The sequence below is a fragment of the Actibacterium sp. MT2.3-13A genome (assembly GCF_018139985.1).
In the GTDB taxonomy this organism is placed as follows: Bacteria; Pseudomonadota; Alphaproteobacteria; order Rhodobacterales; family Rhodobacteraceae; genus JAGSOU01.
In genome coordinates, this window is sequence record NZ_JAGSOU010000002.1 from 245,726 (window position 1) to 258,880 (window position 13,155).

The 13,155-nt window shown below is 67.6% G+C and carries 13 protein-coding genes; 1 reads left to right on the plus strand and 12 read right to left on the minus strand.

Features of this window, described 5'->3' with window-relative positions; all coding sequences use genetic code 11:
• Nucleotide 1 precedes the first annotated feature (1 nt).
• The 9 genes from KCI33_RS03255 to KCI33_RS03295 all read right to left on the minus strand — a co-directional run bounded on the left by KCI33_RS03255 (nt 2) and on the right by KCI33_RS03295 (nt 10,094).
• Nucleotides 2-895, minus strand: coding sequence for an NAD(P)-dependent oxidoreductase (locus KCI33_RS03255; protein WP_212523314.1), 894 nt, complete (start codon nt 893-895; stop codon nt 2-4).
• The gene (locus KCI33_RS03260) at nt 892-3,351 is read right to left on the minus strand and encodes a xanthine dehydrogenase family protein molybdopterin-binding subunit (RefSeq protein ID WP_212523315.1); all 2,460 of its coding nucleotides are present in this window, start codon (nt 3,349-3,351) and stop codon (nt 892-894) included. Before KCI33_RS03260 ends, KCI33_RS03255 begins: the two co-directional genes overlap by 4 nt.
• The gene (locus KCI33_RS03265) at nt 3,348-3,836 is read right to left on the minus strand and encodes a (2Fe-2S)-binding protein (RefSeq protein WP_212523316.1); all 489 of its coding nucleotides are present in this window, start codon (nt 3,834-3,836) and stop codon (nt 3,348-3,350) included. Before KCI33_RS03265 ends, KCI33_RS03260 begins: the two co-directional genes overlap by 4 nt.
• The gene (locus KCI33_RS03270) at nt 3,833-4,708 is read right to left on the minus strand and encodes a xanthine dehydrogenase family protein subunit M (RefSeq protein WP_212523317.1); all 876 of its coding nucleotides are present in this window, start codon (nt 4,706-4,708) and stop codon (nt 3,833-3,835) included. Before KCI33_RS03270 ends, KCI33_RS03265 begins: the two co-directional genes overlap by 4 nt.
• A gap of 12 nt (nt 4,709-4,720) precedes the next feature.
• Nucleotides 4,721-5,821, minus strand: coding sequence for an ABC transporter ATP-binding protein (locus KCI33_RS03275; protein ID WP_212523318.1), 1,101 nt, complete (start codon nt 5,819-5,821; stop codon nt 4,721-4,723).
• A gap of 15 nt (nt 5,822-5,836) precedes the next feature.
• Nucleotides 5,837-6,799 (minus strand): carbohydrate ABC transporter permease, encoded by a 963-nt coding sequence (locus tag KCI33_RS03280; protein WP_212523319.1) that lies wholly within the window; start codon nt 6,797-6,799, stop codon nt 5,837-5,839.
• A gap of 2 nt (nt 6,800-6,801) precedes the next feature.
• Nucleotides 6,802-7,722 (minus strand): sugar ABC transporter permease, encoded by a 921-nt coding sequence (locus KCI33_RS03285; RefSeq protein WP_212523320.1) that lies wholly within the window; start codon nt 7,720-7,722, stop codon nt 6,802-6,804.
• Nucleotides 7,723-7,817: 95 nt separating this feature from the next.
• Entirely contained in the window at nt 7,818-9,149 is a 1,332-nt protein-coding gene (locus KCI33_RS03290; protein ID WP_212523321.1) for an extracellular solute-binding protein, read from the minus strand.
• A gap of 243 nt (nt 9,150-9,392) precedes the next feature.
• On the minus strand, nt 9,393-10,094 hold the full coding sequence (locus tag KCI33_RS03295; protein WP_212523322.1) for a TetR/AcrR family transcriptional regulator: 702 nt from the start codon (nt 10,092-10,094) through the stop codon (nt 9,393-9,395).
• 184 nt (nt 10,095-10,278) lie between these two features.
• Between KCI33_RS03295 and KCI33_RS03300 the strand changes: the two genes are divergently transcribed.
• A complete protein-coding gene (locus tag KCI33_RS03300; protein ID WP_212523323.1) occupies nt 10,279-10,605 on the plus strand; it encodes an NIPSNAP family protein in 327 nt (108 codons plus the stop codon).
• 61 nt (nt 10,606-10,666) lie between these two features.
• Here the strand turns inward: KCI33_RS03300 and speB are convergent, their stop codons facing one another.
• The 3 genes from speB to KCI33_RS03315 are packed head-to-tail and all read right to left on the minus strand — an operon-like array spanning nt 10,667 to nt 13,145.
• Complete coding sequence (gene speB, locus KCI33_RS03305) at nt 10,667-11,635, minus strand: agmatinase (protein ID WP_212523324.1); 969 nt, start codon at nt 11,633-11,635, stop codon at nt 10,667-10,669.
• A 14-nt stretch (nt 11,636-11,649) separates the two neighbouring features.
• A complete protein-coding gene (locus KCI33_RS03310; protein WP_212523325.1) occupies nt 11,650-12,381 on the minus strand; it encodes a 3-oxoacyl-ACP reductase family protein in 732 nt (243 codons plus the stop codon).
• Entirely contained in the window at nt 12,378-13,145 is a 768-nt protein-coding gene (locus KCI33_RS03315) for an SDR family oxidoreductase (protein WP_212523326.1), read from the minus strand. Before KCI33_RS03315 ends, KCI33_RS03310 begins: the two co-directional genes overlap by 4 nt.
• Between the last annotated feature and the right edge of the window lie 10 nt (nt 13,146-13,155).

Here is a 13,155-nt window from a genome sequence, read left to right on the forward strand (position 1 = left end):
CTCAGGCCCCCGTCATCTGGGTATAGACGCGGTAGAGCGCCTGCGTTCCGTCCTCGCCGAAGCCGCCGTCGACGAGGCGCTGGTAGAGGCCGCGCGCCAGCGTCAGCCCGGGCAGGTCGATCTGCATGCGCTCGGCCTCGGCCAGGGCGATGGACATGTCCTTGACGAAATGGTGCACGAAGAAGCCCGGCGCGTAATCGCCGGCCACCATCTTCGGCCCCAGCCCGTTCAGCAGGAAGCTCGACGCCGCGCCGGTGCCGATCGCGTCGAGCACCGCGGTCTGATCCAGCCCGGCCGCCTTGGCGTAGGAGAGGCTCTCGCTCACCGCCAGCATGGTCGAGGCGATGGCGATCTGGTTGGCCATCTTGGTGTGCTGGCCGGCGCCCGCGGCGCCCATGTGCACGATCTTGCCGCCCATCGCGTCGAAAAGCGGCATCGCCTTGTCGAAAGCCGCGGCGTCGCCGCCGACCATGATCGCCAGCGTGCCGGCCCGGGCGCCCACGTCGCCACCCGACACCGGCGCGTCCAGCGCCGCCAGCCCGCGATCCGCGGCCGCCGCGGCGATGCGCTGCGCCAGTTCCGGGCTGGAGGTGGTCATGTCGATCAGGATCGCACCGTCGCGGGCGCGCTCCACGATGCCGCCGGGCGCGAGGTAGACTTCCTCCACGTCCTTGGGGTAGCCGACGATGGTGATCACCACGTCGCAGGCCGCGGCCACGTCGCCGGGGCTGTCCTTCCAGACCGCGCCCCTGGCGACCAGGTCGTCGGCCTTGGCGCGGGTGCGGTTGTAGACGCAGAGATCATGGCCGGCGGCCAGAATATGCCCCGCCATGCTCTGTCCCATGATCCCGAGACCGATGAAGCCGACCGTCATCTTTTCCGTCGAAGCGTTCATGCCCTGCCTGTCCTTCCGTCTGAGTTGCCTGGCGTTCCGTGAGTGGTGGTGTCGTGAGCGGTGGTGCCAGGGTCTGAAAAAGAGGTTCCGTAAGTGAAATTGCCGGCGCCGCGCATCAGTGCGCGCATGCGTTGCGGCGACAGCGGCATCTGCTCGGCGGTCACGCCGAGGGGCGCCAGCGCATCGTTGACGGCCCCCGCGATCACCCCGATCGAGCCCATGATGCCGCCCTCGGCCATGCCCTTGATCCCCGCCGGGGTCTTGCGGTTGGGGGTGTGCATGGGGAGGATCTCGATATTGGGCAGCTCGCAGGCGGTGGCGACCAGGTAGTCGGCCAGCGTCGCGGTCAGGTTCTGGCCGCTCTCGTCATAGATGACCTCCTCGAACAGCGCGCCGCTCAGCCCCATGCCGACCGCGCCCTGCTGCTGGCCCTTGACCACCAGCGGGTTGAGCACGGTGCCGCAATCCTCGGCCACGACATAGCGGGCGATGGCGATGCGCCCGGTGGCCGGGTCGATCTCGACCTCGCAGGCATGGGTGGAGTTGGAATAGGTCATCGCCGGAGGGTCGTAGGTGAGCGACACATCGAGGCCCGGCGCGATGCCCTCGGGCAGCGCGGTGGGGTCGAGATAGGCGCGCCGCGCCACGTCGGCGAGGCTGACGCCGGTGGCCTGCCAGGCGTCCTCTAGCCGCCGCTCGACCTGGCCGTCCTGCAACCGAAGCCCCTGCGCATCGTTGAGGTTCAGCATGCCGGCGGCGATGGCCAGCACCTTTTCCGCCGCCTTCTGCGCGCAGAGATAGAGCGTCCCGCCCCCTGCCGTGGCGCCGCGCGCGCCGCGGCTGCCCATGCCGTAGGGCGCGATGTCGGTATGGCCCATGTGGACATTCACCATGTCCGGGGTCACGCCCAGCCCCTCGGCCACGGCCTGCGCCAGCGGCGTTTCATAGCCCTGCCCCGAGCCCATCACGCCGACCGAGGCATTGACCGCGCCCGACGGCTCGATCCGCACCCAGGCGGCCTCGTGCCCCGAGCCGGGGATGCCGGCGGCCTTGTAGAATTCCGAGCCGTAGGTGGTGGATTCGACCACCGTGCACAGGCCCAGGCCCAGCAGCCGCCCCTCGGCCCGCGCCTGCGCCTGGCGGGCGCGGAAGGCGGGCACGTCGATGGCAGCGACCGCCGCCTCCAGCGTTTCCAGCGGCGTGACATCCTCCAGCACCTCGCCGGTGGGCATCGTGAAGGGCAGATCGGCGGGCCGCACCGCGTTGATCCGGCGCACCTCGACCGGGTCGAGGCCCAGCTCGCGCGCCACCGCGTCGATCGTGCCCTCCATCACCCAGCTGGTGATCGCCATCGGCGCGCGCATCGGGCCGTTGCCGCACTTGTTGGTCAGCACCACCTTCACGTCGAAGGCGTAGTCGCTGATCCGGTAGGGCCCGGTCAGGATCATCGCGATCACCCGCGCCATATAGTTGGCTGGGTAGAAGCAATAGGCGCCGAAATCCTCGGTCAGGTCCAGTTCCAGCCCCAGGATGCGGCCGTCGGCGCGCACCGCGGCGCGGGTCACGCAATGGGTCTCGCGGGCATGGCTGGCCGAGGTCAGGTTCTCCAGCCGGTCCTCGCGCCAGCGCACCGGGCGGCCGAAATGGCGCGACAGCGCCGCGACGGTCAACTCCTCGCGATAAAGCGCGATCTTCTGGCCGAAGCCGCCGCCGATATCCGGGCTGATCACCGTGACTTGGGTCTCGGTCAGGCCCATGCGCGCGGCCAGCTGGCTGCGCATCGGATGCGGCGCCTGGGTGCCGATATGCATGGTCAGATGCGACCGGCCCGCGTCCCAGTCGGCCAGGCAGCCGCGGGTCTCCATCGGCACATGGGTGTGGCGGTGCAGGTCGAAGCGCGCCTCGACCACGCGGGCGGCCTCGGCCCGGCGGGCGACCGGGTCGCCGGCGCGGAAGCTCTGGTGCGAGACCAGGTTGTCGGGCAGCGTGTCGTCGACCAGCGGCGCGCCGGGGGCCAGCGCCGCCGCGGTGTCGGCAACGCAGGGCAGCGGCTCATAGCTGACCTCGACCAGCTCGGCCGCGTCCTCGGCGACATAGCGGTCACGGGCCACGACCACCGCCACCGGGTCGCCGTGGAAGCGCACCTTGTCGATGGGCAGGGTCGTCATCTCGACCGGGTGCAACCCCTCGATCGGCGGCGCGAGGCGCAGCGGCGCGGTCCATTGCGCCAGATCGCGGCCGGTGAACACGCCCAGCACGCCGGGCAGCGCGCGGGCGGCCTCGGTGTCGATGGCCGCAATCCGGGCGTGGGCATGGGGCGCGCGCACGAAACTTACCTGCAGCGCGCCAGGCAGCACGACATCGTCGAGATAGCGGCCCTTGCCGGTCAGAAACCGGCGATCCTCCTTGCGGGGCAAGGGCTTGCCGATATGGGTGAACGGCGTCTCGGTGGTCATGCGCCCCGCCCCCCGCGCATCGCTTCGGCGGCCTTGAGCACGGCCGTCACGATATTCTGGTATCCCGTGCAGCGGCACAGGTTGCCCGACAGCACATCGCGCACCTCGGCCTCGGAGGGCGCGGGGTTTTCGCGCAGATAGGCCTCGAAGGTCATCACGATGCCCGCGGTGCAGAAACCGCATTGCAGCCCGTGCTCCTCGTGCAGCGCCTGCTGCAGAGGGCTCAGCGTGTCGCCCTCGGCGACCGCCTCGATGGTGGTCAGCTCGTGGCCCTCCAGCTGCACCGCATAGGTCAGGCAGGCGCGCGCGGGTCGGCCATCGATCAGGATGGTGCAGGCACCGCAGACGCCGTGCTCGCAGCCGACATGGGTGCCGGTGAGGTTCAGATCCTCGCGCAGCACGTCCGACAGCAGCTTGCGTGGCGGCACGACGAGGTCATGCGCCTCGCCGTTGACGACGAGGGAGATCGGCACGGGCGTGCTCATGCGGTCACCCCTGCCCGCTTGGCGGCGCGCAGGAAGGCGCGCGCGGTCAGGGTCTCGACCAGCTCGCGGCGATAGGCGGCGGGCACCTGCGGATGATCCTCGGGGGTGATCGCGGCGGCGGCGGCACGCGCCAGCCGCGCGGCGGTCTCGGCGTCGGGCAGGCAGCCGATGGCCTCCTGCTCGACCCCGGTCTGGCGCTGCGGCACCGGACCGACCCCGCCGAGCCCCAGCCGCAGCGCGCAGATCGCCCCCGCCGGATCGAGGCGCAGGGTCAGCGCCACGCTGACGATGGCGAAATCGCCGTGGCGGCGGCTGAACAGGTCGAAGGCCGAGCCCTCGTCCGCCAACTGCTGCGGAAAGCGCACTGCCGTCACGATCTCGTCGTCGGCCAGATCGACCGTCATGATCGACTGCACGAACTCGTCGGCGGGCACGCTGCGCTCGCCCTTGGCCGAGCGCAGGACGACCTCGGCCCCCAGCGTCACCGCGACCAGCGGCAGCTGCGCCGCCGGGTCGGCATGCACCAGGCTGCCGCCCAGTGTGCCGCGCTGGCGGATGGCGTAATGGCCGATGGTCGCGGCGGCCTCGGCCAGCAGCGGCAGGTCGCGCCCGATCTCCGGGGCGGAGGCCACCCGGTGATGGCGGGTCAACCCGCCGATCTCGATCACGCCCCCGGTGTTGCGGACATAGTCCAGCTCCAGCAGGTCGTTCAGGTCGACCAGGTGCGCCGGCCGCGCCAGCCGCATGTTGAGCATCGGGCCGAGGCTCTGCCCGCCGCTCACCGGCTTGGCATCGGCTCCGTAACGCGCCAAGAGCTCCAGCGCCTCGCGGACGCTGGCGGGTCTGTGGTAGGTGAAGGGGGCGGGTTTCATCGCGGGGCTCCGTTACCAGATCAGGGTCTTGCCGCTGTCCTTGTCGAAGACGTGCAGCCGGTTCAGATCGACCGAAAGCGCCACGTCATCGCCGAGCCTGTGGCTGAGATCCTTGCCGACGCGGAAGAACAGCTCCTCGCCGTAGAAGTCGAAGCCGAGGAACTGGTCCGAGCCCACCGGCAGGACCGAGTTCACCTTGCCCCGGATGACCGAGCCCTCGCCGCCCTGCGCGGTCTCGTCCACGTCCTCGGCCCGGATGCCCAGGCGCACCTCGCGGCCGTTGCAATCGGCCAGCTTGCGCGCCGTCGCCTCGGTCAGGGTCAGCGCCAGATCGCCACGCACAAAGCGCGCGGTGGAGCTGTCGGTGACCTCGATCGTGCCGTCGATGTAGTTGATCGGCGGGTTGCCCAGGAAGGAGGCGACGAAGGTGTTCTGGGGCCGCTCGTAGATGTCGTCGGGGCTGCCCACCTGCTGCACCACGCCGTCGCGCATCACCACGATGCGGTCCGCCAGCGTCAGCGCCTCGGCCTGGTCGTGGGTGACGTAGACGAAGGTCGTCTGCATCGCCTGATGCAGTTCCTTGATCTCGGCGCGCATGGAGATCCGCAGCGCGGCGTCGAGGTTCGACAGCGGCTCGTCCATCAGGAACACCGAAGGCTCGCGCACCATCGCGCGCCCCAGCGCCACGCGCTGGCGCTGGCCGCCCGACAGCTGCGACGGGCGCCGGTCCAGCAGATGCGCGATCTCCAGCTTCTGGGCGGCGTCGCGCACCCGGCGGTCGATCTCGTCGCGCGGGGCTTTGCGCATCTGCAACCCGAAGGCGATGTTGTCATAGACCGTCTTGTGCGGGTAGAGCGCGTAGCTCTGGAACACCATGGCCACGTCGCGCTTGTGCGGCGGGGTGTAGTTGACCAGCATGTCGTCGAACATCAGCCGCCCGTCGCTGACCTCTTCGAGGCCGGCGATCATGTTCAGCGTGGTCGACTTGCCGCAGCCCGAGGGCCCCAGCAGAACCAGGAACTCCTTGTCCTGGATGTCGAGATTGAGATCCTTCACGGCATGGAAGCCGTTGGCGTATTTCTTCTCGACGTTCTCGAAACGGATACGAGCCACGGGGTCTTTCCTTTCCTAGCCTTTGACGGCGCCGGCGGTGAGGCCGGAAACGATGTAGCGCTCGAAGATCACGGCGACGATGACGGGCGGCACGATGGCCAGCACGCCGGCGGCGTTGATGAACGAGAAACTGATGGTGAAATCCGAGGTGAAGGCGGCCAGCACGATGGGCAGCGTCTGCGAGGCCTCGGTCTGGGTGAACATCAGGGCCAGCAGGAACTCGTTCCAGCTGGTCAGGAAGGTGAACAGCACCACCGCCACCAGCGAGGGCAGCGACAGCGGCAGGAACACCCGCACCAGCGCCTGGAAGCGCGAGCAGCCATCGACGCGCGCGGCCTTGTCCAGCTCATCCGGCAGGCCCTCGAAATACTGGACCAGGATGAACACCGAGAACGGCACGGTCACCGCCAGGTAGGTCAGCACAAGCGAACCGATGGTGTCGAGCATCCCGAGGTTCTTGATCACCAGGAAGAACGGCACCACCAGCGCGATGTCCGGGATCACCCGCGTGATCAGGATGAAATAGACCGAGGCATCGCGCCCCCAGAACCGGATCTTGGCCAGCGCATAGGCCGCGGGCACGCCCACCAGCAGGTTGAGGATCACCACGAGCGTCGCGACGAGGAAGCTGTTCCACATCGCCGGCAGCAGGTTCTTGGCCGTCGAGGGGATGAACCCACCCGAGGCCGGGTCCTGCCCGCTGCGGGTCTCGTAGGTGATCTCCTCCTCCTCGGTGGCGCTGAAGATCGCCTCGAAGTTTTGCAGAGTCGGCTCGTCGGGGATCCAGTGCGGCGGGACCGAGACGATCTCGGCCTCGGTCTGGAAGGACGAGGAGACCAGCCAGGTCACCGGCGCCAGCACATAGATCGTCAGCACGATCGCGCCGGCGAGGATCACCAGGGTCTGGGCCAGCCGCGCCAGGCGCTGGCGGCGGCGGTAGTCGATCCCACCGGGTTGGGTCAGGGTTTTGTCGGACATGCTCAAACCTTCCGGCCAAGGGTGCGGATGAAGGTGTAGGACAGCGCGAAGGTGACCAGAGCCAGCACATAGGACATGGCCGCGCCGCTGCCGAAGGAGAGGTTGCGGAACGTCTCCACATAGATGTGCCAGGACAGCACATGGCTGGCGTCACCCGGCCCGCCCTCGGTGAGGATGAAGAACAGGTCGAAATGCCGGATCGCCATCATCGTCTCGTAGATCATCACCAGCATGAAGCCGGGCTTCATCGCGGGCAGCGTGACATGGACGAAGCGCTGCCAGACGCTCGCGCCATCGACGCGCGCGGCCTGGTAGAGATCCGAGGGGATGGATTTCAGCGACACCAGCAGCAGGATGGTGGCCAGCGGCACCTCCTTCCACACGAAGGCGTTGGCGATGAGGAAGATCGTCTTTTCCTGATCGCCCAGCCAGATCATGTATTTGTCAATGAAATCCATCTGGTAGAGGATGCCGTTCAGCGCGCCATAGCCGGAATCGTAGATCCATTTCCACATCAAGGCGTTGGCGACATAGGGAATGGCCCAGGGCACCAGCAGGATGGTGGACAGGATCCGCCGGCCGCGGAAATCCTGGTTCAGCAGCAGCGCGACCAGCAGCGCGATCACCGCAATCGCCGACACCGACACCACCGAGAATGTCACGGTGCGCGCCACCGACACCCAGAACAGGTCGTTCGTGAACAGGTCGGTGTAATTGTCGAACCACACGAAGGGCGTGCGGTTCGGGCGCGTCAGCTTGATGCGGAAGAAGCTGAGATAGAGCGAGTAGAGGATCGGGAACACCGCGACCCCCATGAGCACCGCCATCACCGGCGCCAGGAACAGCGCGGCGCTGCGTTCTTCGTAGCCGAACAGGCGGCGCATCCGCCCCCTGCCCGATGGTGGGTTTACGACATCAGTCACGTCTCTGGTCCTGCCTCTGCCCGCTGCGCGGGCCCCCTCGAAAGCACCCGGCGCAGGGCTGTTGACCCTGCGCCGGGGCGGTTTGTCCGTCAGCCTCAGTAGCTGTCTTTCAGCTCATCCCAGAGCGCGGCAGATTTGCCGATCGCAGAGGCGACGTCGCTGTTGCCGAGGATCGCCGCCTGCCAGGCAGAGCCGTTGGTCTCGCTCCATTCGCCGAACCAGGGCGTGACCACGTCCTTCTTCAGGGCCAGCGCCTGCTGGGCCTTGATGATGTCGACGTCGCCGTATTTGCCATAGGCGTCGCGGATCTCGGGATCGTCGAACAGCGGCTTCACGCCGAAGCCCGCGCCGATGTCCATGAACAGCAGTTTCTGGAACTTATACTCGCCGTTGGCCTTGCCGCCGAACCATTCGATCAGCTTGGCGGCGTTCTCCGCGCGCTGCTTGTCCTGGGCCGACTGGGTGGCCATGCCGTGGAAGCGCATCCAGCCCACGGTGTTGTGGTCGCCGTTGGCGCCCTTGGGCATCAGCGCCTGCTTGACGTGGCCGGCGATCTGCGACTGCGCCGGGTCGTTCAGCATGCGCAGGCGGTATTTCGCGACCATCGCGAAGGCGTGGTTGCCCGAGGCGAAGGCCTTCAGGCCCGACAGTTCGCCGGTCTCGACGCAGGCGGGCGACACGATGCCGTGCTTGTTCACCGCGTCCACGACCCATTGCAGGGCTTCGATCGCGCCGTCCTTGTCGTGCTGCATGATCGACTTGCCGGCATCGTCGGTGAAGCGGCCGCCATGCGAATAGACCAGCGACGACATGAATTCGATCAGCCAGCTTTCCTGCGCCATGGCCAGCATCATCGGGTATTCCGAGATGCCCTTCTCCTTCATCACCAGCGACTGCTCGACCACCTCGTCCCAGGTCGCGGGCGGCGCGTCGAAGCCGGCCTCCTTCAGCTTCTGCTCGTCATAGAGGAAGGCCATGAAGTCGGTGTAATAGGTCAGGCCATACTGCCGGCCGTTATAGGTCATCGAGTCGGTGCAGAAATCCTCGGCCTCGGCGTTGTAGGCGGTGAGGAAGTCGAAATCGTCGATCGGCGAGATCCAGCCGGCCTCGGCCCATTCGGGCAGCCAGGCGTCCGACACCCACATCATGTCCAGCGGCGCGCCGCCGACGAATTTGGTGACCATGCCCTCACGGTATTGCGCCCAGGGCGAGTTGCCGTAGTTGACCGCAATGCCGGTGGCGTCGGTGAAGGCGTTGATGTGGCTCTGCACGGTGTCGACCGCGGCCGACCAGGCATGCATGTTGATCGCCTGGGCGCCCTGGGCGCCTGCGATGCGCGCCGGAGCCGCCAGCGCGACCGCGCCCGCCGCGGCGGAGGTCCGCAGAAAGTCCCGCCGGCCGATATGCGATTTGATGAGTCGTGACATGTGTTGTTCCCCTGTTCATCTGTCGGGCCCCGCCGCCGCCGCAACGGCGCACCGCGAGAAACCATCCCTGCCGAGAGGCCAGACGGCCCCTGAGAATCGACGTTAGTGCGTGAATTCTTTGTCGTCAATTGACGACTTATTTTCGCAAGAAAATTTCGCCAACAGGACGCACCTGCGGCACGCCAACCTCGGAAGTGCGGATTCCCTGTGCAGAAAGGCAACCGCGCGGGGGCACGCAGGGCCTCAGGAGAGATCCTCGTTATAGGCCTCAACCATCGGGGCGAAGCCCGACAGGAACATGCGCACATGCATCGCCACGACCTTGTCTTCGGGGATGCGCCAGCTGGCCTTGTAGATGTGGCGCCGGATTGCGTAGTGCGAGATCGAGCCGTGCAGCGTCCAGGCCATCTCATGCGTGGCCGAGCGCTCCTTGGGCAGGGTGACGCCCAGCTCATGCGCCGCCTCGCGCATCAGCACCTCCAGCAGTTGGGTCACGATGCTGGCGATGTAGTCGGGCGCCATCGACGCGTCCGACAGCGACGCATAGAGGAACAGGCGCAGCCATTTGCGCGTCAAGGTTGTCTCGAGATAATCGACGTAAAAGCGTCTGAAACGGGTCTCGACCGGCACGCTGCGGTCCTGCAGATCGACGAACCAGCTGGCCTTGAACGCGCCGAGGATCTCCTGCCGGTAGACCTCGGCCAGCAGGTCCTCCTTGGTCGGAAAGAAGCGGTAGAGCAGGCGCTGCGACACGCCGCAGGCATCGGCCAGGCGCCGCGTCTGTCCCGTCAGCCCGTTCTCGGCGAAGAAATCCGAAGCCGTCTCGAGGATCTGGGCCCGCCGTTCGGCATGCGGCAGCCGCGCCGCGCCGCTGGCCGCCGGCTCTTTCTTGGCGCGACCCGCCTGGCGCCCCTTTTCCCGCAATGCATCGGATTTCGCCTTCACGCCTTCACCCCTTTTCCGGCCGCTGCTTGGCTTAGCCCAATCCCCCCATGACGCCAAGGCATGTTCCTCGGTTCGACTGTCATTGAGGGGGACACCTTGTCGTCACCTGATGACTTATCTATTGCATTCCCGCGAGGATAGCGACTAGCCTTTTTGCAGGCGCACCACGGGCGCGCAGCGACGAATGAACGGGAAAACCATGATCTACGAAAAACGCACCTATCGCATCACCGCGGGCAAGGCCCCGGAATTCCTCAAGCTTTACCAGGCCGAGGGTCTGCACATCATCACCAGATACGCCAAGCTGATCGGCTGCTGGGTGACCGACAGCGGCCCGCTCAATTCCGTCGTGTTCATCTGGGCCTATGACGACTACGGCCACCGCAGCGCGCAGCGCGCCAAGCTGGGCGCCGACGCCGAATGGCAGAGCTTCGTGCCCAAGATCCTGCCCTACCTCGATTACCAGGAGAGCGTCTTTCTCCAGCCCGCCGCCTTCTCGCCGCTGGGCTGAGAAATCGGGGGGGCCATCCGGCCCCCCTTTTTCCTTGCCGGTCCGTCGCGGCGGCGCGCGGCTATTTCTGCGTCAGCCCGCCCGCGATGTTGCACAGCATCTCGAACATCACCGACACGCCGAGGAAGGCCGTCCCCCCGGAACTGTCGAAGGGCGGCGAGACCTCCACCAGATCGGCGCCGGCGATGTTCACCCCCGCCAGCAGACGCGCCACCACAAGCGCCTGGAACGAGCTCGGCCCGCCGACCTCGGGGGTGCCGGTGCCCGGCGCGAAGGCCGGATCGATGAAGTCGATGTCGTAGGAGACATAGGTCGGGCGGGTGCCGACGATCTCCTTCGCCTCGGCCATGACATCCTCGGGGCCGCGGGCGTGGAATTCCTCGATCGCGATCACGCGCACCCCCACGCTGTCGGCGAAGTCGCGGTCCTCGCTGTCATAGGTGGTGCCGCGGATCCCGATCTGGACGACGCGCCTGGGGTCCAGCAGCCCCTCCTCGATGGCGCGCCGGAAAGGGGTCCCGTGCGTGTATTTCGTGCCGCCGAAATAGCTCTCGAACAGGTCGGTGTGGCTGTCGAAATGGATCATGCCCAACGGCTCGGGCTTGCCCAGGGCACGCAGGATCGGCAACGAGCACAGGTGGTCGCCGCCCGCCGTCAGCGGCACGATACCCGCCGCCCGCACCTTTTCGTAGAAGGCGGTGATCCGCCCCATGCTGTCGTGAAGGTCGGCGGGGTTGGGCGCCACGTCGCCGAGATCGGCGCAGTTCACCATCTCGAACGGGCGCACCCCCGTCGCGCCGTTCTGGGCACGGATCATGGTGGACATGTCGCGCAGCTGGCGCGGGCCGTGCCGAGGGCCGGGGCGGTTGGTGGTGCCGCTGTCCCAGGGCGTGCCGATCAGGCCGACCTGCACATCCTTCAGCCGCGGGTTGTCGAGATCGACATGCGGCAGGCGCATGAAGGTGGGCACGCCGGCGTAGCGCGGCAGGTCGAAGCCGGAGACGGGATGAAAGAACGGATCGCTGCTCATGTCTGAGTCCTTTGTCAGTGCATCACGCTGCCACCGTTCACGCCGAAGCATTGACCGGTGATGAAGCGGCTGTCGGGGCCGGCGAGGAAAAGCGCCATCGCGGCGATCTCCTCGGGCTGGCCGAAGCGCGCAAGGGGGGTGTCCATATCCTTGGCCAGCTGTTCGGGGCTCATGCTGCCGGGGCTGGTCATGTCGGTCTCGACCGAGCCGGGGGCGATGGCGTTGACCAGAACATGCGGCGCCAGTTCGCGCGCCAGCGTCCGGGTCAGGCTGATGATCCCGCCCTTGGAGGCGGTGTAGGCCACCATGTGCTCGCGGCCCAGAAGGCCGAGGTCGCTGGCGATGTTGATGATGCGGCCCGCGCCGCCGCGCCGGACGAATTCGCGCGCGGCCAGGAAGGTGCCGCGCAGGTTGACCGCGATCACCCGGTCAAAATCAGCCGCCTCGGTCTCGGCCAGCGGGCTTTCGCGCAGGATCCCGGCGTTGTTGACCAGGATCTCCACCGCGCCCAACTGCGCGTTGGCCGCATCGAACAGCGCCTCGACCTGCGCCTCGTCCGAGACATCGGCATCGACGGCGATGCCGTCGGACAGGGCCTTGATTTCCGCCAGCGTCGCCGCCGCCGCCGGGTCGGCATGGTGGCAGATCGCCACCCGCGCCCCCTGCCCGGCCAGCGCCAGCGCGATCGCCCGCCCGATCCCGCGGCTCCCGCCGGTGACCACGGCCACCTTGCCCGAAAGATTCATGACATCACCTCGCCGCGGTCGACGTTGATCGCCTGGCCGGTGATGTTCGCGCCGCCGCTGCTGGCCAGGAACATGTAGATATCGGCCATGTCGGCGGGCTCCATCAGCCCGTCGATGGCCTGGGCCGACATGATCTCGCGCGCGACCTCCTCCTCGCTGCGGCCGCTGCTGCGCGCCAGTTCGCGCAGCGAATTCATCGCCGGGCCGGTCTTGACCCAGCCCGGGCAGACCGCGTTGACGCGGATCCCGCGCGGGCCCAGTTCCTGCGCCCAGGCGCGCATCAGGCCGAGATTGGCGTGTTTGGTCGCCACATAGGCCGAAAAGCCCGGCACCGCCGTGCGCGCCCAGATCGAGGCGGTCAGGATGATCCGCCCGCCCTCCGGGATGCGGCCGATCAGCGTGTCGGTCACGTTCTGGGTGCCGGTGATGTTGATCGCGACGATCCGCTCGAAGGTCTCGTTGCCGGCCGGATGATCTCCGGTCAGCGGCGTCGGACGCTCCAGCCCGGCGTTGTTGACCAGCACGTCCACGCGCTCGATCCCGCGCAGCCGCTCGGTCACCATCGCGGCGTCGGAGATGTCGCACCGGATCGGCGTGACCCTGCCCGGCATCCGCTTCGCCGCCTCGAAGATGGCGTCGGTCGAGGACAGGATCGTCAACTCGGCGCCGGCCCGGGCGAAGCCCATCGCCACGCCGAAACCGATGCCGCTGCTGGCGCCTGTCACCAGGACCGATTTGCCGGTGAAATCGAATGTCACGCTCATGCCGTCGGTC